The following is a 24,489-nucleotide window of genomic DNA, read 5'->3' on the forward strand; positions in this document are numbered from 1 at the left end:
TTTTAAGGAAAAAGTATAATTTTTAATGAGATGTGTGAGTTAATTTAAATATATCATAAAATTAAGAAAAATTAAACAAAATAATTGTAAAATTTATAAACAATTTGTCAACAATTTAAATTACACAAATCATTGTTTAGATGGCTTTCTTTCAAAGAAAATCATACCAAGTACAAAGGCTATAATGGATGGTAAAATCCATGCGAAGCCAGCATCATTTAGTGGTATAAATGATAAAATCTTATTTACAGCTGTTATGTTTCCGTTAGTTTGAGTGTCAACAGTAGTAAAGAAGCTAACAAAGAATGTAGTATATACAGTAAGTCTTACAACAGTATTATTTTTTACTAAATTACCTAATAGTGTAATTATTATTAATACTATTACAATAGGATATAAAACATTTAAGATTGGTACAGCAAGTTTAACTAAATCATCAACACCACCAGTTGCAAGTAATGCACTTACTACACTTATGATAATTGCAAAGGTACCATATGATACTTTTCCACGAGATAGTTTATTAAAATAAGAAGCACCTGTTGATATAAGTCCTATAGCAGTTGTTAAACAAGCAAGACCTACTGAGATTCCAAGAATGACAGTTCCTATGTTACCAAAAATACTTTTTACTATTTCAACAACTAAAGCAGATCTGCCTATATCACTAGAAATTACTGTAGAAGTTTGACTTCCAAGAATCATAAGCCCACCATAAACGAAGGCTAAACCTACTACAGAAACAAGTCCTGATTTAATTGTTAGAGATATTATGTCTTTTCTTGATGTATAGCCCTTATCCTTTATAGATGAAAGAACTATTGAAGAAAATATAACGGATGCCATAACATCCATTGTTTGATAACCTTCTAGAAGTGCACTTGGAAATACACCTTTAAATCCTGTATTTACTACAGGTCCAATTGGAGATATAATTCCTTTAATTATTATAGTTCCAAGAGTTAAAAACAAAATAGGAGTTAAAATTTTTCCTATATTATCAATAATAGATGAAGGTCTCAAAACAAAAATCAAACATATAAGGAAATATATTGCTACAGATAATGATGGACCGACACTTGGAAAAATAGGGTGTACGGCTAATTCATAAGTTGTAGCAGCAGTTCTAGGAATGGCAAGCATAGGGCCAATTGCTAAAACTAGTATAGTTGTAGCAAATACAGAAAATACTTTTCCAACTCTTTTAGAAATATCTGAAAAGCTGCCATTGATTTTAGCGCAAGCAATTATTCCTGTAAGTGGTAAACCTACACCAGTGATTAAAAAACCGAGTATAGCTATGGGTGTTTTATCACCGACCAAGTTTCCCATGTAGGGAGGAAAAATTAAGTTGCCAGCACCGAAAAACATTGCAAAAAGTGCAAAACCAATAACTATAAAATCTTTTGCATTATTTTTTTTCATTCATTCATCCCCTTAATTTTTATTGGTATGTATACAATTAGTATTGTAATTATTAGAAATTTAATACGTAACAATGAATTATTTTAATAAATAAAATTAATTCTACGAATAGTGTTTTTCTACAATGTAATAATTGTAAAAAAATATGAAAAATGTGGATTTGGAATAGGATAAAAATGTATTTGATTTCATATTATTATATTATAAATTTTATGGAAAAACAGTAGGTTACTTAGTATGTTCACATTTAATTAATTTTTTTATAAATTTACAAGTTCATAAAATAAATAAATAAATTTAATAACTTCGCTATATTCAAGATATAGACTAGTTTAGAATAATATTTGTAGCATTTCATGTTTAAATAATTTTAGAAATATAGTTATTTATCAAAGGTTTTGTCAAATAGAAAAAAATATATAGGTAATAACAATTTTAATGTAGATTTATATAATAAATATAGGTTAGAAATTTTAGGAGTAAGTATATGACTGTAAGTATATTAAATAAAATATTTAATAATGTTCCAGAACTTTATATTGATGATAAATCTAAATTTGTATTTATAAGTGATTGTCATAGAGGTGATGGAACTTGGAAAGATGATTTATTACCTAATTTAAATATTTATACAGCTGCATTAAAGTATTACTATAAAAGAGATTTTACACAAATAGAAATTGGTGATGGAGATGAACTTTGGAAAGTATCAAAGATAGGTACTATATATGATATATATCCAGAAGTTTTCAATATTTTGCTTAAGTTCAAAAAAAAAGACAGATTTTATATGATAGTTGGCAATCATGATGAAATAAAACATAGTAGAAAATTTAGGCGAGAAATAGAAAAATATAAATTTGATAATTCAAGAAAAGATTTATATGATTTATTTCATGAATTAACTATGTATGAAGGATTAAAATTAGTTTATAAGCCTAATTGTACTAAACTTTTTATTATACATGGACACCAAGTAGATTTTATAAATTATCAATTAGGAAAAGTAGCATGCTTTTTAGTAAGATATATATGGTCTACTATGGAACAAGTATTTGGATTTAGAAATCCAACAAGTCCAGCAAAAAAACACTCTAAGCGAACTAAAGTAGATAAGAAATTAGAAAAATGGGTAAAGGAAAACAATCAACCAATGATAGCAGGTCATACACATAGATCCATATTAAGTGTTGAAAAAAATTTAAAATATTTTAATGATGGTTGCTGTGTATATCCATATTCAATAACATGCATAGAATTAGAAAAAGGAGAGTTAAAATTAATAAAATGGCAAACAACTTCTTTAGAAAATGGAGTTCTATGCGTTAGACGTGATATTATAGGTGGACCAGTAAAAATTGAATTACTTTAACTGATATATTTTTTATGGTTTTCATGGTAATCATAAGAATAATTTATTAACTGATAATTATTAAAACTTGAAATAGAAATGATAATAAAGTAAAATTTAACTATAAATGAGCATTATTCACAAAGATATTCATTTATAACTGTAATGTGTAAAAGTATTAGATATATAAATATTTTAGTTGTGGGATGGAGAAAAATATGATATTTAACTTAAATGAATTTTTAACATCAGTATCGTTTGCATTAGATTTTATGGAAATGGACGTTTTAGGGGCACCATCAAATCATGGTAGAAGAATAGCATATATTTCATTAAAGATTGGACAAGAATTAGGAATGAGCTTAGAAGAACTTCATGATATTGTTGCTCTTGCTATTTTACATGATAATGGTGTAGGAGAAAAAAGCTTATATGAAAAATTAAGAGTAAATGGAGAAGTATCATTAACTAACTTAGAAAAATCTAGAGTTCATTGTTCAATTGGAGAAGAGAATATTGCAAATTACCCATTTTTAACAGATGTAAAAAATGTAATAAAGTATCATCATGAGAAGTATGATGGTACAGGTTTTTTTAAATTGAAGAAGGATGAGATTCCTATAATGTCACAAATAATACAATTTGCAAATGTTGTTGAGATGAATTGTAACTTGATACAATGTGATAGAAATAAAATCTACAAATTTGTAGATGAAAATGATGGAATAGCTTTTTCATCTAAAATAGTTATGGCATTTAAAAATGTTTCTAATTGTGATGAATTTTGGAGTGAGATTGCTAGTAACGATATAGGTGAGATATTAAAAAGGGATATGCCTAAATATAGCTTTGATATATCATTTGAGAAAATACATGAAATAACAAGTGTATTATCAAAGATAATAGATAGTAAATCTGAATATACACAGAGACATTCAACAGGATTATCAAAAAAAGTTGAAATAATGTGTGAGTTTTATAAAATAACTGATGATGAAAAGATGAAATTAATAATTGCAGCAGATTTACATGATATAGGTAAGTTGGCAGTTCCTAATGAAATATTAGATAGTCCTAAGAAGCTTACAAAAGAAGAGTTTGAAATTATAAAGAAACATCCATATTATACAAGAACAACATTAGAAAGTATTAGTGGATTTGAAAAAATTACTGAATGGGCATCTAATCATCATGAGAAACTTAATGGAAAAGGATATCCTCTTGGATTATATGCAGAGGAATTAGACTTTAACTCTAGACTTATGGCATGTCTTGATATATATCAGGCTATAACAGAAGATAGGCCATATAGAAAAGCATTAAGTCATGGTGAGGCTATGGAAATACTAAATACAATGAAGCATAATGGATATATAGATGGAAAAATAGTTTCAGATATTGATTATGTTTTTAAGGATTAAAATTTTACTATCATAAAGTAGAAAATGAATTCTATTTTATGATAGTTTTTTTATATAAAAATATTTTTTACATTTAGTAACATCAAAATAACTGAAAATCATTTAAAAATTTCTGAATAATACGATAATACAAATAAAAAACTAGGGAGCGTGTATAGATGTTTAAGATTTTGCATATAGAACAAAGTGATTTTTTTTGTAAAATAGTAAAACAAATGTTAGTGGAAAAAGGATTTTCATATATATGTACAGATAGTTTTGAAGATGCATATGAAATTTTAGAAAATGAAGATATAGATTTAGTTATAAGTGCTTTAGTAGGTAAGGTTGGAACTATTGAAGAGTTTTTAAAAAAAATAAATGTAAGTAATAAAAGTGAAATACCTATATTTGTAGTTAGTGGGAATAATATAGATGACAAAAAGAAAGAATTATTTGATTTAGGTGTAACTGATTATATTTTAAAAGAAAATTTAGAGAAAGATATAATGAAAAACATATCTATAGCACTTAAAGAAGATGAAAATTTATTGAATCTTAGACATATACAAATAGCAGTTGTTGATGATAGTCAGCTTGAAAAAGAAGTTCAAAAAGGTTTATTTGGAAAATATAATATAAATAATGTGGATTTTTATAATTCAGGTAATGAACTTTTTAATAGTAAAAAAAGATATGATATGTATTTAGTAGATATAGTTCTTCAAAATGAATTTGGAAAAGACTTAATAGAAGAAATAAGAAAAAGCAATAGAAATTCTATAATAATTGCAGTCACATCTTTAAATAATTCTAAAACATTATCAAGCATATTAAATAGTGGTGCTGATGATATAATAAATAAGCCTATAGACGAAGAATTGTTTATATCAAAGCTAAAATCTAATGCTAGAATTTACATATTAAATGAAAAAATGAAAAAGGTTATAAAAGAAATGGAAAAATAATTTTTTTAAATATCATGGCATTTTAAAAATGAGATTTATTGGATATAATGGGTAAAAGGGGGAAGGTAATGGAGATGTTTATGATAATATATTCTATATTTTTAGCTATATATTTAGCAAGAATATTCATTAAGGACTTTTTTATACATTATAACTTAAGCGAAAATGGATTTAAAAATGTATTGTATGCAGTATTTATTGTGGCTGGATTATTTTGCTCAATGGTAATGTATAAGGCATCTGATAATGTTGATGATTTAAAGGCTATGAAAGAAGCAATAAATTTAAGCCAAAGTATATCTGATGAAGAAAAAGATGAAGAAAATGATTGGATATATCAGGAGGTTGAATTTTATAAAAATGAGTGTAAAAAAGCAACTATCTACAGTTTTATTGATTTGGGACTGATTTTAATTATAAGAAAAAATATAAAAAGAGAACATAAAGATTTAAAAAATAAACCTAGGAAGAGATGGAGTGATAAAAAAGTAGAAAAATTATAACTTGAAAATTTTAAATTATAAATATACAGTAAAAAAATAAATAGCTCAAAATACTTTTAAGCGTATTTTGAGCTATTTATTTTTTTATTCATAATTAGGATTTGTAACTCTATTTATGAATTCATCTAAACTATAAAAATCACTCATGTATACTCTTGGTACAGCATAAAGTGGCGACTTGCCAGTAGCAAATCCACTATCAGTAGATAAACCAAGTTTATATCCAGCTTTTTCAGAAAGCAATTTAGTTTCTGTGTTATAAGAACCATAAGGGTATGCTATGTATTCTACGGGTCTTTTAACTATGGCTTCTAAATTAGACTTTGAACTTTTAAGTTCATTTTCTTGTTGCTGATTTGTAAGTGTTGCCAGTTCAGGATGAGTTGAACTATGACTTTCAACAAATAAATTACCTTCATCGCATTGAGTTAATAGATCGTTAGTTAAGAAATTTTCATTTCCTAAATAATCAGAAATCATAAATACAGTTCCATCATAACCATATTCCTTTAGTATTGGAAGTGCATTGTTAAAATTATCTATATAACCATCATCAAAAGTTAATACTATAGAATTTTTAGGAACTGGTTTATTAAATTTTAGATGATTATATAATTCATCCATAGTTAATGATACATAATTATTATCTTTAAGCCATTTTAGATGACTTCTAAATGTATCTGGATTTAACATAAGCTCATTTGTTCCACTAAGTTGAATTGAATGATAATATACAACAGGAACACCAATAGAATTATCTTTTAGTTCATGACCCTTATATTTTTCATCTATATTGATTTTAGAATAGATACTACTAACTTGAGGAGCTTCTTCTTTATTATCATTTTTTGTATCATTTTTATTTTCCACTGTTGAAGATACATCGACTTTAGTTGATGTTGGATTGTTAAACAATTTAGATTTAAATGCTATAGTTGAAAATAGAATTAGTGCTAAAACAACTAATATAATATAAAACTTTTTATTTTTCATTATGATTACACCTTTTCAATTTATTTTTTTATATAAAAAAAGCAATATTAAGAATCAATTTCAATATTGCTTTGTCTTATAATTATATCAAAGATTTACTATAATTTTAATAAGAAAGTATTAAATTTTTCTAAGTAATGCTGTACACCATTCATTAGTTTGAGATTTAGATGTTAGCTCAAACCCATATTCTTTAATTTTATCTATAACAAGGTCAAAAGTCCATTCAACAAGTCCAGATACTAAAAGTGTACCATTGGATTTAATGTGACTATTTATAAATTCCATGAACATTTGAGTTTCTTCACCACCAATATTGATAAAGACAAAATCAAATTGCGTATTTATTCCTAAATCATCTTCTAATGCATTGCCAACATAGATATCAATGGTATCAATATCATTTAATGATGCATTAAGATTAATTTCCTCATTTACATCACGAATATCCAAACTAGCTACTGAAGTAGCATTTTTTATAGCAGCAGCAATAGATAATATTCCAGACCCCGTGCCTATATCAAGTACAGTTTTATTTTTAAAATCTTTTTCAAGTATGTATCTTAAACAATCTTGAGTAGTTTCATGAAGACCAGTACCAAATGCCCCTTGAGGTATGAATTTAATAGTTTTTTTATTATTAGCATCATATTCAGGTGAACATATAACCCAACCATTATTTAAATCGATAGGTTCCATAGTTTCATTAAGTTCAATGTTTTTAATTTCTTCAACATTTAAATCTTTGATGCATAATGTTTTTGATATTAAGTCTTTTTGTGAATTAACAAAATTTATGTCATCACTTTCAATTACAATATTAAAATCAACTATTTCATCCTCATTTTCATAATAACCATAACCATAATCGGTAGTAGTTATTGTTACAGGGCTTTCATAATATATGTTGTATATGTCTATTAAATAGAGTTTTTCTGTTATTTCATCTGTTTTACATAATGGAACTTTAAAAGTAATTTTAAACATAAGTACCTCCTAAATAATGTCTTTATCATTAGTATTGACTATAAATTTGAATTAATAACATATTATATAGCATTGAAGTTTAGTTTTTCAATTATATGATAAAAAATAGAACTTTTCTAAAATTTCAATAAAATATAATAAAATCTGCCAATATCACTTAAAATTTAATAGTTTATAGCATTTGCAAATTTGAAAGGTAAGAAAAACTGATATATTATATAGAATATAGAAGAAAATTAAACTTAAAGTTGTTTAGATTTTAATTTCATAATCTGATTAATGTTTTAGCAATGAATAGTTTAAAAGCTGCGTTAAAAAATAAAGTTTATTGTTAAAATAAACTTTATACAAATTAAAAATGTTTATATGGGAGGGATTTATTATGGGTTCAAATTGTAGCACATGTCCAAGTAAAGGAAAGTGTAATAGTAGTGAATCAAGTTGTTCAATACAAAATAATCCAAATAACAAAATAAAAAATGTTATAGCTGTCATGAGTGGAAAAGGTGGAGTAGGAAAATCTACTATGTCAACTATGATAGCTAAGAGACTAAATAAAAAAGGTTATAAAGTTGGAATTTTAGATGCTGATATAACAGGTCCGAGTATTCCTAGATTGTTAAATATAAAAGAAAATGAAGTTTTTGGAACTGAAGAAGGAATCATACCTATAAAGTCTGAAGAAGATATTTCAGTTATGTCAATAAACTTTTTAGTTAAAGATGAAGAGGCTCCAGTAATATTAAGAGGACCTGCAATATCTGCAACAGTTAAACAGTTTTGGACAGATGTTTTATGGGGAGAATTAGATTATTTAATTATAGATATGCCACCAGGAACAGGTGATGTTCCATTAACTGTTATGCAATCTATTCCTATAAGTGGAGTTGTTATAGTTACAACACCTCAAGATATGGTGTCAATGATAGTTGCTAAATCAATAAACATGGTAAGAAAAATGAACATGAATGTTATTGGTGTTATTCAAAATATGAGTTATTTAATATGTCCAGATTGTAAAACTAAAATTAGAATTTTTGAAAATGAAGATTTTGATGAATACATAAAAAGAATGGATACAACACTATTAGGTGAAATGCCTATGAGTATGGATATAGCAAAACTTTCAAAGGAAAAAGTTAATCTTTATTCAGAAAAAGTAGAAGAAGAAATTGAAAATATTGTTTCAAAAGTAGAGAATTTTTAATAATATTGTAAATATAAAAAATAAGAGGAATTTTTAATTCCTCTTATTTTTTATATTAAAAAAACATATCAGTATTTGTGAATTGAAGTTTATTATCTTCTACTATTGGCTTATCAGGATTAGTTTTAGTATTATTTTTAGACGTTACTTGATTTATAGGACTTCCAGGATAAAGCATTCCTTCTAAGTCTTTATAAGGAATTATTATAGGTAAAATTTCTAATGAACTTGGATCGTAGTCAGACGCATTTAGATATATTACAAGACCATCATCTGTTAGGAAAAACTTTTGATTATTATTAAATCCTTTAAAATTAGCAACAGCAGATGAATCTTGTTTTTTTAGATAATCTAGTGCTAATTCGTTTAATCTAGGAAGATAATTATATTTTGGATTAAATAAATCTTTTAGTTCATAAATTTCTCCAGTCATATAATTTATATTTAAAGATTCATATGAAATGGATTCACTAGTATTTACACCATATGAATATAGATAAAATATAAAACTAGCTATATTTTCAGTTTGCAAAGATAAGGTGTATGAGCCGTAAACTGTAACATATTCCTCAGGTCGTATAGAAAATAACTGTTTTCTAATTAATTCTAAATATTTATCAACAATTAGTTGATTATCTGTAACTTCAATTTCTTTGTTTAATAAGCTTCTAAAATAAGGATATATTATTGTAAAATCTTTAGGATTTATAATTTCATCTTTAATATATCTTCCATAAGGGTTTAAAGATGAAATTGAAAATTTCATATTAGGAATATTAGCTCTAGTAAATGACTTGAAGCAAGATATTTTATAAATTGAAATAGAAAAATATACCCAAGTATCATTTTTCCATCTATAACCGCAAACATGGTCATTATTAACTTTAGTTAACCAAGACCAAAATTCAGCGCCATTAGCTAACCATAAATATAGATGTTGATGAGTGCATTTACATAAAATTTCAGGTTTTACTAAAACATCAGAATTAGGTTTTTCAGGTGTTGCCTGTGGTGCATTAGTTGTTGGTTTTTCATTATTTTTTAAAGTGTCAGTATTAGATTTAGTTTCATCTAAAGGAACAAACATTACATTATTATTTTTTTTAGTATCATCATAATTTGAATCGTCTGATTTATATGATGAATTTATATGTTTAAACTCAAATTTTTCAAAATCTCTAGGACGAGGATTTTTTTGATACCACCAATTAGAGTTATTTGGTCCATAGCCAAAACATTCAAATTCATCAATTTTATTTAAATCAACACCGAAATAAACCCATCTATTACCTACCCACTTAAATCCATATGCAGTTCTATTATCTACACCTGTAAGCCAAGCCCAAAACTGATTACCATTAGTAAGCCATAAATATATATTTTGGAAAGTACATGGTCTTATTGAATTAGGTGAAACAGATTTTACGTTAGCACCTGGAGCAGATTTTGAACTTTTGGGGTTAGGTACAAAACTTGGTGGTGCTGAATTAGGTGGTTGCATTGCCGTTGCATCAGCAGTTACTTTTAAAGGTTCAAATAAATCATCTATTGATTTAGTATCATAAGAAAATGTATCTTCAGAATCAGTGAATTTCATGACAGAATCAATATCTATAAAATTATTTTCATAAGGATAGCGAATATACATAATACACCTCTATAATATTTATACAATAATATAATATGTTTAAATGTTGACAAAAGTTACATAATTTAACAATACAGTTATGAAGTAATAAGAAAATTGCCAAAACATTACTAGTTTTCTATTTGAAAAAGTGTACATACTATTTGTATTAAGAAATTTAAATACATCATATTTACAGAGGAGGAGATAACTATGAAAAGAAATAGTAGTACAAAAAAAATAACAACTAAAGCAAAAAGAGAAATGAAAAAATTTGCAGCTGAAATGGGAAAAGACATGTCTGTAATGATGAAAAATATAAAAAGAAATATAAAAAAGAATATGAAATAAGATATAGTAAATTAAAGCTACTAACAAATTTTGTTAGTAGCTTTAATTTTATAAAACTAACAAATCTGATCTAAGCCAAGAAGTATAATTTTTCAAAAAGCTTAGATAGATATAAAGTTCATTTAAATAAATTGAATAGTATGAAGAGGGAGTATTATAATTATTTTTAAGTCTCAATAAAGTATTAATACAAACATCAATATAAGTAAAGTTTGAGTTAATCGAAGTCTTGTAATATACAGGAGTAATTATATTAAGAGATTTACTTTGAAATTCTAACTTCTTTATATCATCATTATTAACACAATCATTTTTTATAGAGAGTGTGTTAATAACTTCTTTTAATGTAGATGTAATATTATCTTTACTATTAAATAGAAAATTAAAATTATTGTTATTTAAGTTTTTCAATAAATTATTCAAATTATTTTTAAGCTCAGATAAGTGTAAGTCTAACATGTAATTTTCAGTAGCATTGCAAGAAATAAAATCCATAATAATATATTTCCTCCTATAATTACGATTTAACTTGTAATAATAAATTTAAGTATTCAATTACTAAGAAAACTTTAAATAAAAATTATTATTATCAAATGTAAATCCATTTCTTTTATAAAAATCCTTGGATGAATTAAAATCATCGTCAATACAACTATTAGTATATACAGTAATTAATTTATTTATTTTAGATTTATTTTCAATTTTTAATTCATGTATTAAATTGTTTAATTCAGGAATTAAAATTTCAGATAAAAACTTAATACATAAATCACCATAATTAGAATTATTGCAGAATAAAAATTTTTTTAATGCTAAGCAATTAGGAACATTGTGATTATATTCTAAAATAAGTTCAATATAATCATTTAAATGGTTTAAAGAAGTATAGTTTCCAAATAGCCCATAAATATTAAAAGAAAAATCATTTGTATATATTAAGTCAGTGTTTATATCACATAAAAACACAATAGGAAATCCTTTGTTATCTTTAAAAAATTTAAAATAAGGATTGGATACATCAGCACTATTTATATTTGAATCACATAAAAATAGCTTAATATCTTGAATTATATTAACATACTTATTAAACATTATGCAGTTTTTTTCTATTGACTGAACTAGTGTATTACTTATAAATAATTGTTCAATTATTTTGTCGTCACTTGGATAATTTATATTTATTAAATGTATGTCATCTAAGATGTATGGATCTATTAAATCATTTATATTTAATTTAGAAGCATTATGCTCTAAAAGAGCAGATAAATTTTTAGCATTTAAACATAGACATTTTAGTCGGTTAAGATTTGCTGATAAATCTTCTTTTATTGCTGAAAGTTTATCATTATATTCCTTTAATGAATTAAATAATTGTTCATTAGTATTTTTATATACTAGAGACATAAAAATATTTTTAAAATTATATCTCATGGAAAAACTCCTTTCATAATATGAATAGGTTTTATTAAATTGTAATAACCTAAACATGAAATGTATTAAAGATTAAAAATTAAAATAATACATTTGAATATCAATAAAATATATGAATTTAATAAGGGAAATATGATAGTACATAAATAAAGAAAATAAATGAGAATGATTTTCAAAAAAACTATTGACAATATTAAAAACAGATAATATACTAGTATTAAAGATGAAAGTGATAATCAATATCAATTAGAAAGAGGATGGGGAAAATGAAAAATATACTAGTGGTTTATTGGAGTGGCACAGGAAATACAGAAAAAATGGCTAATTTTATAGGGCAAGGAATATCAAGTGGTGGAGCTAATCCGATAGTTGAAAGTGTTAGCAATGTAAATGCTAATGAAATTGATAAATTTGAAGTTATTGCATTAGGTTGTCCATCAATGGGAAATGAGGTTCTAGAAGAATCAGAAATGGAACCATTTGTAGAATCAATAGCACAAAAAGTTAATGGCAAAAAAGTAGCACTTTTTGGTTCATATGGATGGGGAGATGGACAATGGATGAGAGATTGGGTAGATAGAATGGAGTCTTATGGTGCTGATGTTATAGAAAATGGACTTACAATAAATAATGAGCCAGATAAAGATGGCGAAGAAGAGTGTATTACTTTAGGAAAAGAATTAGCAAAAATTTAAAGATAAGAGAGGAGCATAACAGTGAAGTTGGCAGTTAAAGCATTTAGAGAGAAGATAAGGTATTTTAATGATTTAGATTACTTAGTTAATGTAATAGCGTTTAATATAGCGCCTACAATAAAAGGGCTTAAGGCTGCCACCACTGTAACTCTTTGTAATAAAGATAGAAATATGCTTGAAAACTGGAAAAAGTATAAAATAGAAGTATTAAATAGGTTAAAAGTAAAGGCTTTTGAACTGAAGGAAACAGATAGAGCGATTATTGTATTATTTTACAAAGAAGATATATTAAAAAGTAGCTTAGAAAATGAAGTTACAGAATGTTATTTAAGTAAATTTGGATATGCATCCAATATGAGTATTGATAAAAAGTTAAAATTATTAAAAGAAAGATATCAAAACAATATTTGTCCACATGAACTTGGATTATTCTTAGGATTTCCTTTAGAAGATGTAAAGATGTTTATAGAATATCCGAATATAGAATGTTTAATATGTGGTTATTGGAAAGTTTATAATGATGAAAATGGTGCATTAAAGAAATTTAAAGATTTTGATGATGCTAAATTAGAAATAATAAATAAAGTTTGTAAAGTTTCACCTAGTGTGGAAATTTTAAAAATAGTTTAGAGAATGTATTTAAAATTTTATTAAATGTTTTATACTTTTCAAAGTATGAAAAGTAATTAAATTTATAAAATTATAACTTTGTTAAAGCAGTAAACTAATTGCTTAATGTGCAGTTTGTTTGCTTTAAAATAAATGACAAATTTAACATCCAAATCCTTTCATAATATATATATGTTTTCAACTGTTGAAAACATTAAAATCCAAGTTATAACTTGGTTCCTTACAATATAATATTTTTTTAAAACGCAGTATAACAAAAGTTCATTAAATTGAAGCAAAAAGTGTTGGTTTTTATACCAACACTTTTTGTTTTAAATAAATTTAAATTATTAAAATAGAATATATAACTAATAAATGATAGAATGTTTATTAATAGATAATTAGTATGGTTATAAACTTAAATATTTAAATATTATTTATAAATATATTAAGTTTATATTAACTTAATTGATTATGTTTCGTAAATTATATTAGGAAGTAATATATATTCTAAAAAGATATAGCTAAATAAATATGAGCGTTATAGATTGGAGAGAATAACTTGAGAAAAAAAAAGAGAAAAAGCGGACTACCTATAATAACTTGTGCTTTAGCTATGATACTTTTATTTATTGGTTGTTATAGTTATATAAATAGTACGACAAAAGCTAGTGCTTATGAACAACATATAAAAAATTTAAAAATTCAGTCTGGACTTGGAGAAAATTATTTAACAGAAGTTGAAAAAGAACAGTTAGAAAAAGAAAGAGCTAAAGAAGAAGCAGCAAAAAAGAAAGAAGAAGAAAAAATAGCTAAAGAACAAGAAGCAAAAAAGAAGGTAGAAGATTTAGCTAAAAAACAAGAAGCAGAAAAGGAAAAAGAAAAAGAAGAACTTTTAGAAAAACAAAAGGAAGAAGAGAAAGCAAAAAAGAAGAAAGAGGATAGTGAAAAAGATAAAGAAGTATTAATAGATGTAAAATTAGTTAAACAGATGCCAGAGCTTAAGAATGGATGTGAAGTAACTTCACTAGCTATGATGTTAAGTCATGCAGGAATAAACATAGATAAAGTTGCATTAGCAAGACAAGTAAAAAAAGATACTACGGAAATAAAGTATAATGGTAATGGAACTATAGCTACATGGGGAGACCCAGATGTTGGATTTGTAGGAGATATAACAGGTATTACAGCAGGATATTCTATAAATCCTAAACCACTTTTAGAATTAGTAAATAAATATGTTAAAGGTGTTAATTTAACAAATTTAGATTACTCGTATATAGAAAAGGCATTAAATGAAAAGAAGCCAGTATTAGCTTGGGTTACTAGTGAATTTACTACTCCAGAAGTTAATAAGACTTGGAAAAGTGGTGACAAAATAATTAAGGCATATTTTAATCAACATGCAGTACTTTTAACAGGATATGATTCTGAGTATATTTATTATAACGATCCTTTAAAAGACAAGCCTAATCAAAAGGTTAAAAAAGAAGTATTCAAAAATATATGGAAAAGTACAGGTCAAAAAGCAATAACATACGAAAAATAAAATATAAATAAAGACATAAAAAGCTATGATTTTAACTTTATAATCATAGCTTTTTGTATGTAGTGCTTCAAAAAGAGTAGAGTATTACAACTAACACAAAATTAATAACTTAGGTTTGTTAAAGAGTATTGTGAAAATATGATATATTTAAATTCAAAACTATTATTTTATAAGGAGGTTGTTTGAGTTTAAAAAGTTCATATATAGTGTATGGTATAATAATATTGGGGATTATTTTATGAATATGGGGGGAGATATAGTGGAAAAAAAGGAATTAAGAAAGAAGATTTTAGTATTAAGAGATGATTTAAAAAGTGACGAAAAAGAAATAATGGATGATATTATATTTTCAAAACTAATAAAAGAAAAATCATTTATTGATGCAAAGGTTGTATTTTTATTTGTAAGTTACAAAAGTGAAGTAGATACACATAGAATTATAAGGTATTGTTTTGAAAATGATAAGGTAGTGTGTATACCTAAGGTTATAAACAAAAAAGATGGTATGAAAGCTTTAAGAATAACATCATTTGAAGATTTAAAAGAGGGATATAAAGGAATCTTAGAATGTGATGATGATTTAGAGGAAATATCTACATGTAATATAGATTTAGTTATAATGCCTGGTGCAGTTTTCGATGTAAATTATGGAAGAATAGGATATGGCGGTGGGTTTTATGATAAATTCTTAGGTAACTTAGAAAAAGATATATTTAAAATTGCATTATGCTATGATTTTCAGATAGTAGATGAAGTTCCAATAGAAAATCATGATATAAAGCCAAATAAAATAATTAGTGATAAACGAAGAATATAAAAACTAGTTTTTATATTCTTCTATTTTTACATATTAGGAACAAAGTAAGTAATAGCTACCATCACTTTTCACTCTTACTTCTTACTTGGTTCCCAATATAAAAATAGCAATAAACTTTAACCCTAAGAGTATCATTCAACAAAGATGTTATTTAAATTTTGATATTGAAATACTATATGTTAATTGTATTTCAATATCAAAATTTAATTATTATCAAGCAATTTATGACTATTCCATAGTAAAATTAAAAAATTTATCTGAATGTATAAAACAAAAGTAGCAAAAAGAATTGTTAAAATTGAAAGCAATAATGTTGATACAAGAGATATAACTGGAGATATTAGTAAAAAAAATACAAAGGTAACTAATGTTTTTTTATAAATTTCTGCTTGTTTTTCAGCAGTTGATTTTAATGAATATAAAAGATTTTTTATACATAAATCACTTATACCAAGAGAAGTATTTATAAAAAAATATATATCAGCAAGTAATGTAATAAGTGAAAGAATTAAAGAAAAAAATTTAAAAGGAGTCATAGTTTGCATATTACCATGAGAAGTTGGGAAAAATAAATTTAAAATACCTATTAATATAACTAGAAATAGTAAATCAAAAGATTTTTTGAAATTTTCATTTTTACATTTTAAATTCTTAAAAGATATAAGCATTACAATCATAAGTATTAAAGATATAATATTAGATAAAAAAGATGTATTTAGTAAAAACCATTTATTAACTAAATTTAAAGCTGTTCCAAAAATCATATTTAAAAGACTACATAAAAATATAATAAAAAATTCCATAGGCTGCCCCCTTAAATAAAATGTATTTATAATTAGATTATATTGGAAAAACAAGGATTAAACTGTTAACAAATAGTAAAAAGAACAAAAATATTGAAAATTGCGAAAAAAAGACAATAAAAATATAATATAATTTAAAAAATGCATAAAAGAAAGGAATTTTGAGAAAAACTTCGATAATCTTCGCTAAAACTCTTTAGAAGTTCTAATTTAAAAAAGAAAATTACTTGTATTTATATATTTTTTTTGCTTTAATTATTTGTGTAAACGATGTTAAAAATAAAAGTTGTTTACATAATATAAATTAGTACAAATTATGAATGTTTTGAAATTTAATATAAATTTATAAACAAAAAAATCTACAAAATGTAGGGGGAATTTACAATGAATTATAATGAAATTACAGAATTATTAAAAGTAGAAGTTGTACCAGCACTAGGCTGTACTGAGCCCATAGCAATAGCAATGGCTACTGCTAAGGGCGCGAGTTACTTAAAAAATGGAGTTGAAAAGATAGAGTTATTTTTAAGTACAAATATTATTAAAAATGCTATGTCAGTAGGAATTCCTGGAACTGGTGCAAACGGAATAGATATAGCAGCAGCATTAGGTGCAGTTGCAGGAAATGCCGACTTAAAATTAGAAGTTTTAAGAGATTGCAATCAAGAGGACGTAGCAAAAGCTAAAAAAATGGTTGCTGACAAAAAAGTTTCAGTTCAAAAAGCTGATAGAACAGAAAAGCTGTACATAGAAGCAATTTGTATAAGCGGAGATGAAAAAGCTAGAGTTGTTATAAAATACAAACACACAAATATAACATTAGTAGAAGTTAATGGTGAAATTATATATGCTAATGAAGATACACTAGATGCTCCAACTGAAGATTCTAAAAATAATAAGAAAAAATTAGAACTTTCAGTAGCAAAAATATATGAATATGCAACAACTGTTCCATTTGAAGATATAAAATTCTTATTAGATGGAGCTGAAATGAATAGCAAAGTTGCTGAAGAAGGATTAAAAAAAGAGTATGGACTAAAAATAGGAAAAACTCTTATGGAGCAAATAGATAAAGGTATATTAAGTGATGATATAATGTCATTTACTATGGCATTTACAGCTGCAGGATCAGATGCTAGAATGTCTGGATGTCCATTACCAGTTATGAGTAGTGCTGGAAGTGGAAACCAAGGATTAACAGCAATATTACCAGTAGTTGCTGTTAGTAAAAAATTAGAGTGTAGTGATGAAACTTTAGCAAGAGCACTTGCAATAAGTCACTTAACAACTTACTATATAAAGAGCTTTTTAGGAAGATTATCAGCACTTTGTGGATGTGGTGTTGCAGCATCAATAGGAGCAAGTTCAGCAATGACATACATGATGGGCGGAAAATTAGAAAATGTATGTTATACAATTAAGAATATGATAGGTGATGTATCTGGTATGATTTGTGATGGTGCAAAACCAGGTTGTGCATTAAAATTATCAACAGCTGTTAGTTCTTCAGTAAAATCAGCAATATTAGCAGCTCATGGAATAGAAATTTCAGATAAAGATGGAATAGTTAGCAAAGAAGCTGATGATTCAATAAGAAACTTAGCAACTATAGCTAATAATGGTATGACAAATTGCGATAATGTAATTTTAGATATAATGATTTGTAAATAATTTATATATTAGAAAATCCGTAGAAATATATTAATATTTCTACGGATTTTTATTCTTATTCTGAGGGGAATAAAAAAATTAAGGGTTTGGGTGATTAGAATACATTAAGAAGTATAACCAAAAGAGTTTTTTTATATACATATAATAGAAAAATTTTTAAATAAAAAAAGAGATTAATATTAAAAAATATTAATCTCTAAAAAATTATATTAAAGAATCTTTAGATTCTACCATTCTAGCTAGTGCTACAGAATAGATATGAGTAGCTCTTAATAATTTTTCTAATGATATATATTCATTTGCTACGTGACAACACTCATCTTCATCATAGAAAACTGGACCCCATGCAACTGTGTTAGGCATTGCTTTTGCATATGAAGTTCCATGTCCTAAAGTGAAATCATTTTTTAATCCATCACTTAATTCATCATAAGTATCTGCCATTATTTGAAGGAAAGGCTTTTCCTTACTAACAAATATAGGAGCTAAGAAATCTAATATCTCATATTTAGATTTACTTTCAGCTGAAACTTTTGCAAAAGTTTCTTCTAAGCCTTCAAGAGTTGTACCATATACAGGTCTCATATTTAATATAACTGTACAATCAGAAGCGTCATCTTTAACTACTGTAGGTGAAATTACGTTTCTGTGCATGTATTCACCTTCGAAATATTCACTTTCACTATACACACCTAAGCCTTTTCCGAAGTAGTCATAACAATTTTCTGCTACAAATTTAATTGCGTTGCTTTTAGCATTTCCTTTAAATGTTAATGTGTTTAAGAATTTACCAAGCATAACAATTGGGTTTACACTAAGGTGAGGGAATGCAGAGTGTCCAGAAACACCTTCAGCTGTAACTATTAGTATGTCTTCATTTTTATTTATTGTGATTTTAGAATCAGTATTTTCTTTTAAATATGCATCTAGAATAGTTTGAAGTTTTTCAACATCTCCTTTTAACTTAGCAACTGCTACAGCTGGTACAGAGTTTGTTGCATTACCGCTTGAAAAATTAATTACTTCAAATTCACCATCTTGATTATTAGAAGATGTAAATTTAAATGCTATATCAGCATAACCTTTTTCTTTATTGCATATAGGAAACTGTCCATCTGGAGTAAATCCATAGTCAGGAAGTTTAAATTCTTTTATATATTGATTCATATCAGTCCATTCAACTTCTTCTTGAGTACCAACAATAAGTTGAATTTTTTTATTTATAGGTAAGTTAAGTTCTTTTAATGCTTGCATTGCATAAAGAGAAGAAACTATACAACCCTTATCATCTAAAACTCCACGTCCAAATAAAACGCCATCTTTTTCAACTACATCAAATGGTTCGGTGTTCCATTTTTCAGGATCATCTACAGGAACTACATCAATGTGAGTTAAAACTCCAATTGTTTCAGTTCCTTCGCCCATTTCAATTATTCCAATTGAATCATCTAATACAGAATGAGCATTAAAACCCATTTTTTCAGCTTTAGAAATTAATAATCTTAAACATTCTTTTACTTTAGGTAAATCTTCTGAAACGCTAGGTACCTTAACTAAATCTTTTATATCTGCTACGATGTTAGCTTTGTTTTCTTCTAAATATTTTTTTATGTTTTCTATTACAATATTATTCATAAGTGCCTCCTTGAGTAAAAACTTTTAGATAATAAAAATGTATATCTATAAGTGTAATTGTAACATTATTTTTAATTTTGTACAATATAATTAAAATTCAGTATAATATTTGAAGTATTACATAACTCATTCAAAGAATGTGTTTACGTAGTATTTGTAATTATTTTGATTCATATTTAATAATATTTTAAAAAAGTATAATTTGTTAATAAATTAATATATTTCACATAAAATGTAGTATAAGAATTGTTGCTTTATATATGTATATATTTTACACTTATTCCATAGAGTTAAAAAAATATATAGGAGGAGTGCTATGAAAAAACTAAGGCACAAGATTTTATTTACATTTCTAATAACATCTTTAGTGCTAATTATGCTTACAGGAAGTTATAATATTAAAAATCTTGTTAGACTGAATAAAAATGAGATATCAAATTTTGAAAAAGTTTTATTTGATCAATATGATGAAATGATAAAAAATGAGGTAGAAACATCTATAACGGTTTTAAATACATATTATGATTTTTATAAAGCTGGAAAACTAAATGAAAATCAAGCTAAAGAAGAAGCTAAGAATATGGTTAAATCTTTAAGATATGATGTTGATGGGTATTTTTGGATAGACACTACTGATGGAATACTTGTAGCTCATCCAATGATAGCAAAAGATGAAGGTAAGAATAGAATAAATGAAAAAGATCCTAATGGTGTAGAAATTATAAAAGAACTTATACAAGCGGCTAAAAATAATACGGATTCAGGATTTACAGATTTTATGTGGGCTAAACCACAAGACGTAGAAAGTAATAAATTGAGTCCCAAAAGAGCATATTCAAAACTATTTGAACCATGGAACTGGGTTGTAAGTACTGGAAATTATGTGGACAATATAGATGAACAAGTTATAACTAAAAAGGCTGAGTTAGATAACAACTTAAAAAGAAACATTACAGCTACAGTAATATTTATGATTGTGGCATTAAGTGTAGTTAGTGTAATTTCATTAGTTTTAAGTGATAAAATATCAAATCCAATAGTAAAACTTGTAAATGCATTTAAGAAAGATGAAAATGGACAAATTATAATGCAGGAAGTTAAAGTTAACTCTAGAGATGAAATTGGATTATTAGCTAAAACGTTAAATGAGATGTCAGTTCAGGTTAGAGAATTTATAAATGGAGTTATTTTGGAATCTGAAAGTGTTCAGAAAAGTGTAAATAGTGTTAATGAAGATATGTCTTTTCTAAATTCTGAAATTAAAGAGATATATTCAATTATTGAAGAATTGTCTGCTGGAATGGAGGAAACTGCAGTATCTACAGAACAGATAAGCAGTGTTTCAGAAGAAATTGAAGTTAAAGTTCAAGATGTATCAAATAAATCACAAGAGGGTGTGGTTTCAGCTAATGAAATAAGTAAAAAAGCAATTTCATTAAAGGAAACATCTATAAGTTTACAAAATGATGCAAATGAAACTAGAATTAAAATCAAAAATCAAATGGATATAGCATTAGAAAAGATAAAAGAAGTAGAAAAAATTAAAACGTTAGCTGATGCAATTTCAAAAATTTCAGCACAAACTAATCTTTTAGCATTAAATGCATCAATTGAAGCAGCAAGAGCTGGTGAAGAGGGTAAAGGATTTTCAGTAGTTGCAGAAGAAATAAGAAAATTAGCAGAGCAATCAAAAGAAACTGTAGATGAAATTCAGCATACAATATTAGTTATATTTGAAGCAGTAAATAATCTAAAGGATACATCAACACAAACATTAGAATACATTGAAACAAAAGTTGTAGATAGTTATAAAGAAACAATAACAGTAGGAGAAACTTATGATAGTGATGCAAGTTATATACATAACTTTGTGGAAGATTTAAATAGTATATCTAGAGAATTATCAGTATCAATGAAAACAGTATCTGAATCAATTAATGAAATATCTAAAGCTAATAATGAAGGTGCTATAGGGGCAAGTAGCATTGCTGATAAAGTTTCACAAATAAAGGATAGAGCAAATCAAGTAAAAGATGAAACACAAAATGTTAAACAAAGTGCAAATAATTTAAAAGAAAATATTTCTAAATTTAAAATATAAAAAAATTAACTACTATGTATATAGTAGTTAATTTTTTTGTATAAAACTATTTTTCTTTAGTCTCTATTTCTTTTACTATTCTTTCAATGAATGAATCTAGAGCTACAGCACCTTCATCTCCATTTTTTCTGCTTCTTACAGCAACTTCTCTGTTTTCAGCTTCTTTTTCTCCAACTACTAGGATGTAAGGAGCTCTTTCATTACGAGCTTCTCTTATTTTGTATCCTATTTTTTCAGCTCTATAGTCAGTTTCTACTTTTATACCTCTATTTTGAAGAGCTTTAGAAACTTCTTCTGCATAATCGTGATATTTTTCAGAGATTGGAAGAATTTTAGCTTGAACTGGTGCAAGCCAAGTTGGGAATGCTCCAGCATATTTTTCTATAAGCATAGCTAAAGTTCTCTCATAGCAACCAAGTGATGTTCTATGGATTACATATGGATATTTTTCTTTTCCATCTTTATCTATATAAGTCATTCCAAATCTTTCAGCTAGAGAGAAGTCGATTTGAACTGTGATTATAGTATCTTCTTTTCCATGAACGTTCTTAAACTGTAAGTCTAATTTTGGACCATAGAATGCTGCTTCGCCTTCAGCTTCAGTATAATCTATTCCAAGGTGATTAAGAATTTCTCTCATTTTATCTTGAGTTTCTTCCCACTCTTTAGGTTTATCTATATATTTAGCTTTATTGTTTGGATCCCATTTAGAGAATCTATAGCTTATATCTTCTCTAATACCTAATGTATCCATCATAAAGTTTATTAAATCAACAACACCTTTAAATTCTTCTTCTAATTGGTCAGGTCTAACGATTAAGTGACCCTCAGAAATAGTGAATTGTCTTACACGGATAAGACCATGCATTTCACCAGAAGATTCATTTCTGAATAATGTTGAAGTTTCGCCATATCTTAATGGTAAATCTCTATAGCTTCTTTTCTTAGCTTTGTAAGCCATGAATTGGAATGGACAAGTCATTGGACGTAATGCAAAAACTTCTTCATCATGTTCTTCATCACCAAGAACAAACATTCCATCTTTATAGTGATCCCAGTGTCCAGAGATTTTATATAAATCACTCTTTGCCATAAGAGGTGTTTTAGTTAATAAGTAACCTCTTCTTTCTTCTTCGTCCTCAACAAATCTTTGAAGAGTTTGAACAATTCTAGCACCTTTTGGTAATAATATAGGTAATCCTTGACCAACAGGTTCAGCAGTTGTGAATAACTCTAATTCTCTACCTAATTTGTTGTGATCTCTCTTTTTAGCTTCTTCAAGAGCTTCTAAGTAAGCATCTAAGTCAGCTTTTTTAGTGAAAGATGATCCGTAAATACGAGAAAGCATCTTGTTCTTTTCATTACCTCTCCAATAAGCACCAGCTATTTTTGTTAATTTGAATGCTTTAATTGGTTTTGTTGACATAAGGTGAGGACCAGCGCATAAATCCACAAAGTCTCCTTGCTTGTAGAAAGAAATGATTTCATCTTCTGGTAAGTCGTTAATTAACTCAACTTTATAAGGTTCACCTTGTTCTTCCATTAATTTTAAGGCTTCAGCTCTTGGAAGTTCAAATCTTTCTATTTTTAAGTCCTCTTTAACTATTTTTTTCATCTCAGCTTCAATTTTTTCTAAATCTTCAAAAGTAAATGGTCTTTCTACATCAAAATCATAGTAGTAGCCACTTTCTATTGAAGGCCCTATAGCAAGTTTAGCTTCAGGAAATAATCTTTTTACTGCTTGTGCAAGTATATGAGATGTTGTATGTCTAAAGGCATCCTTTCCTTCTTGAGTATCGAAAGTTGCAATACTTAAAGTGCAATCTTTGTCAATAATATAACGTAAGTCTACAACGGTGTCATTAACTACTCCAGCCAATGAAACTCTAGCTAAACCTTCTGAAATGCTTTTTGCAACATCTAGAACTGATATTGGATTTTCAAATTCTTTTATTGATCCATCTTTTAAAGTAACTTTTATCATATAAAAAACTCCTTTCACTTTTTGATATATTATAATGAAATATGCTTAAGCATTAATTTATTTATCAATATGTAAATATAAAAATATATAAAAAAACTCGTCTCTTTTTTATATAATCATATAAAAAAGGGACGAGAATTACACCCGTGGTTCCACCCAAATTGCCTAAGAATAGGCCACTTTCAAATAACATTTAACGGCGTTAACCGGACTTTATTAGAGTCACTCAGAGGTGGTTTTCAACTAAACTCCATTTAAGAATACTTACAGCTAATGTATTCTCTCTCTGAAAATGTACATAAAGTTTACTGTCCTCATCAACGTTTTTAAATTATTATAACATTAACAAATTGTATGTCAATATTAATTAAAAATATGTTAG

21 protein-coding genes and 1 other annotated feature are annotated in these 24,489 nt (G+C 26.2%); of the genes, 12 read left to right on the top strand and 9 right to left on the bottom strand.

Translation table 11 applies throughout. The features are described from left to right. Window positions 1-129: 129 nt before the first annotated feature. A complete protein-coding gene (brnQ, locus tag AC07E4_RS05075; protein ID WP_040327664.1) occupies window positions 130-1,425 on the bottom strand; it encodes a branched-chain amino acid transport system II carrier protein in 1,296 nt (431 codons plus the stop codon). 487 nt (window positions 1,426-1,912) lie between these two features. Here brnQ and AC07E4_RS05080 point away from each other — a divergent pair, with 487 nt between their 5' ends. The 4 genes from AC07E4_RS05080 to AC07E4_RS05095 all read left to right on the top strand — a co-directional run bounded on the left by AC07E4_RS05080 (window position 1,913) and on the right by AC07E4_RS05095 (window position 5,647). After that, window positions 1,913-2,797 carry a metallophosphoesterase gene (locus tag AC07E4_RS05080; RefSeq protein ID WP_478215861.1) on the top strand — a complete coding sequence of 295 codons (885 nt, stop codon included), beginning with the start codon at window positions 1,913-1,915 and terminating at the stop codon, window positions 2,795-2,797. Between the two features lie 197 nt (window positions 2,798-2,994). After that, window positions 2,995-4,197: an HD-GYP domain-containing protein gene (locus tag AC07E4_RS05085; protein ID WP_478215862.1), complete on the top strand. Its 1,203-nt coding sequence runs from the start codon at window positions 2,995-2,997 to the stop codon at window positions 4,195-4,197. A gap of 158 nt (window positions 4,198-4,355) precedes the next feature. Continuing rightward, window positions 4,356-5,144 (top strand): response regulator, encoded by a 789-nt coding sequence (locus AC07E4_RS05090; protein ID WP_478215863.1) that lies wholly within the window; start codon window positions 4,356-4,358, stop codon window positions 5,142-5,144. Between the two features lie 68 nt (window positions 5,145-5,212). Then, window positions 5,213-5,647, top strand: coding sequence for a hypothetical protein (locus AC07E4_RS05095; protein WP_478215864.1), 435 nt, complete (start codon window positions 5,213-5,215; stop codon window positions 5,645-5,647). Between the two features lie 84 nt (window positions 5,648-5,731). Here AC07E4_RS05095 and AC07E4_RS05100 read toward each other — a convergent pair whose 3' ends face one another. Both AC07E4_RS05100 and AC07E4_RS05105 read right to left on the bottom strand, forming a co-directional pair. After that, on the bottom strand, window positions 5,732-6,640 hold the full coding sequence (locus tag AC07E4_RS05100; RefSeq protein WP_478215865.1) for a polysaccharide deacetylase family protein: 909 nt from the start codon (window positions 6,638-6,640) through the stop codon (window positions 5,732-5,734). Window positions 6,641-6,760: 120 nt separating this feature from the next. After that, window positions 6,761-7,627, bottom strand: a complete 867-nt coding sequence (locus AC07E4_RS05105) for a 50S ribosomal protein L11 methyltransferase (RefSeq protein WP_478215866.1) — start codon at window positions 7,625-7,627, stop codon at window positions 6,761-6,763. Window positions 7,628-8,009: 382 nt separating this feature from the next. Between AC07E4_RS05105 and AC07E4_RS05110 the strand changes: the two genes are divergently transcribed. Continuing rightward, window positions 8,010-8,834 (top strand): Mrp/NBP35 family ATP-binding protein, encoded by an 825-nt coding sequence (locus tag AC07E4_RS05110; RefSeq protein ID WP_040327671.1) that lies wholly within the window; start codon window positions 8,010-8,012, stop codon window positions 8,832-8,834. A 55-nt stretch (window positions 8,835-8,889) separates the two neighbouring features. Here the strand turns inward: AC07E4_RS05110 and AC07E4_RS05115 are convergent, their stop codons facing one another. Next, window positions 8,890-10,482, bottom strand: coding sequence for an RsiV family protein (locus AC07E4_RS05115; RefSeq protein WP_051540163.1), 1,593 nt, complete (start codon window positions 10,480-10,482; stop codon window positions 8,890-8,892). Between the two features lie 192 nt (window positions 10,483-10,674). Here AC07E4_RS05115 and AC07E4_RS05120 point away from each other — a divergent pair, with 192 nt between their 5' ends. Then, entirely contained in the window at window positions 10,675-10,812 is a 138-nt protein-coding gene (locus tag AC07E4_RS05120; protein ID WP_158644464.1) for a hypothetical protein, read from the top strand. A 48-nt stretch (window positions 10,813-10,860) separates the two neighbouring features. Here AC07E4_RS05120 and AC07E4_RS05125 read toward each other — a convergent pair whose 3' ends face one another. Together AC07E4_RS05125 and AC07E4_RS05130 are read right to left on the bottom strand one after the other, a co-directional pair. Then, complete coding sequence (locus AC07E4_RS05125) at window positions 10,861-11,307, bottom strand: hypothetical protein (RefSeq protein WP_478215867.1); 447 nt, start codon at window positions 11,305-11,307, stop codon at window positions 10,861-10,863. Between the two features lie 63 nt (window positions 11,308-11,370). Beyond that, window positions 11,371-12,243: a hypothetical protein gene (locus tag AC07E4_RS05130; protein WP_040327673.1), complete on the bottom strand. Its 873-nt coding sequence runs from the start codon at window positions 12,241-12,243 to the stop codon at window positions 11,371-11,373. A 266-nt stretch (window positions 12,244-12,509) separates the two neighbouring features. Here AC07E4_RS05130 and AC07E4_RS05135 point away from each other — a divergent pair, with 266 nt between their 5' ends. The 4 genes from AC07E4_RS05135 to AC07E4_RS05150 all read left to right on the top strand — a co-directional run bounded on the left by AC07E4_RS05135 (window position 12,510) and on the right by AC07E4_RS05150 (window position 15,913). Next, window positions 12,510-12,938 (top strand): flavodoxin, encoded by a 429-nt coding sequence (locus AC07E4_RS05135; RefSeq protein WP_478215868.1) that lies wholly within the window; start codon window positions 12,510-12,512, stop codon window positions 12,936-12,938. Between the two features lie 21 nt (window positions 12,939-12,959). Next, window positions 12,960-13,568: a DUF3793 family protein gene (locus AC07E4_RS05140; RefSeq protein ID WP_478215869.1), complete on the top strand. Its 609-nt coding sequence runs from the start codon at window positions 12,960-12,962 to the stop codon at window positions 13,566-13,568. A gap of 541 nt (window positions 13,569-14,109) precedes the next feature. Next, window positions 14,110-15,096: a C39 family peptidase gene (locus AC07E4_RS05145; protein ID WP_478215870.1), complete on the top strand. Its 987-nt coding sequence runs from the start codon at window positions 14,110-14,112 to the stop codon at window positions 15,094-15,096. A gap of 259 nt (window positions 15,097-15,355) precedes the next feature. Continuing rightward, window positions 15,356-15,913, top strand: a complete 558-nt coding sequence (locus AC07E4_RS05150; RefSeq protein ID WP_478215871.1) for a 5-formyltetrahydrofolate cyclo-ligase — start codon at window positions 15,356-15,358, stop codon at window positions 15,911-15,913. Window positions 15,914-16,116: 203 nt separating this feature from the next. Here AC07E4_RS05150 and AC07E4_RS05155 read toward each other — a convergent pair whose 3' ends face one another. Beyond that, complete coding sequence (locus AC07E4_RS05155) at window positions 16,117-16,716, bottom strand: hypothetical protein (protein WP_478215872.1); 600 nt, start codon at window positions 16,714-16,716, stop codon at window positions 16,117-16,119. 384 nt (window positions 16,717-17,100) lie between these two features. On the opposite strand from AC07E4_RS05155, the gene AC07E4_RS05160 reads away from it, so the two are divergent. Next, window positions 17,101-18,387 carry an L-cysteine desulfidase family protein gene (locus AC07E4_RS05160; RefSeq protein ID WP_034439728.1) on the top strand — a complete coding sequence of 429 codons (1,287 nt, stop codon included), beginning with the start codon at window positions 17,101-17,103 and terminating at the stop codon, window positions 18,385-18,387. Between the two features lie 204 nt (window positions 18,388-18,591). Here AC07E4_RS05160 and AC07E4_RS05165 read toward each other — a convergent pair whose 3' ends face one another. Beyond that, a complete protein-coding gene (locus tag AC07E4_RS05165) occupies window positions 18,592-20,022 on the bottom strand; it encodes a Sapep family Mn(2+)-dependent dipeptidase (protein ID WP_478215873.1) in 1,431 nt (476 codons plus the stop codon). 316 nt (window positions 20,023-20,338) lie between these two features. Between AC07E4_RS05165 and AC07E4_RS05170 the strand changes: the two genes are divergently transcribed. Beyond that, complete coding sequence (locus AC07E4_RS05170; protein WP_478215874.1) at window positions 20,339-22,123, top strand: methyl-accepting chemotaxis protein; 1,785 nt, start codon at window positions 20,339-20,341, stop codon at window positions 22,121-22,123. A gap of 46 nt (window positions 22,124-22,169) precedes the next feature. On the opposite strand, the gene thrS is transcribed toward AC07E4_RS05170, so the two are convergent. Then, entirely contained in the window at window positions 22,170-24,107 is a 1,938-nt protein-coding gene (gene thrS, locus AC07E4_RS05175; protein ID WP_478215875.1) for a threonine--tRNA ligase, read from the bottom strand. A 124-nt stretch (window positions 24,108-24,231) separates the two neighbouring features. Continuing rightward, window positions 24,232-24,437: a binding site (T-box leader), on the bottom strand. Window positions 24,438-24,489 lie beyond the last annotated feature (52 nt).

Source organism: Clostridium amazonense, assembly GCF_056431285.1.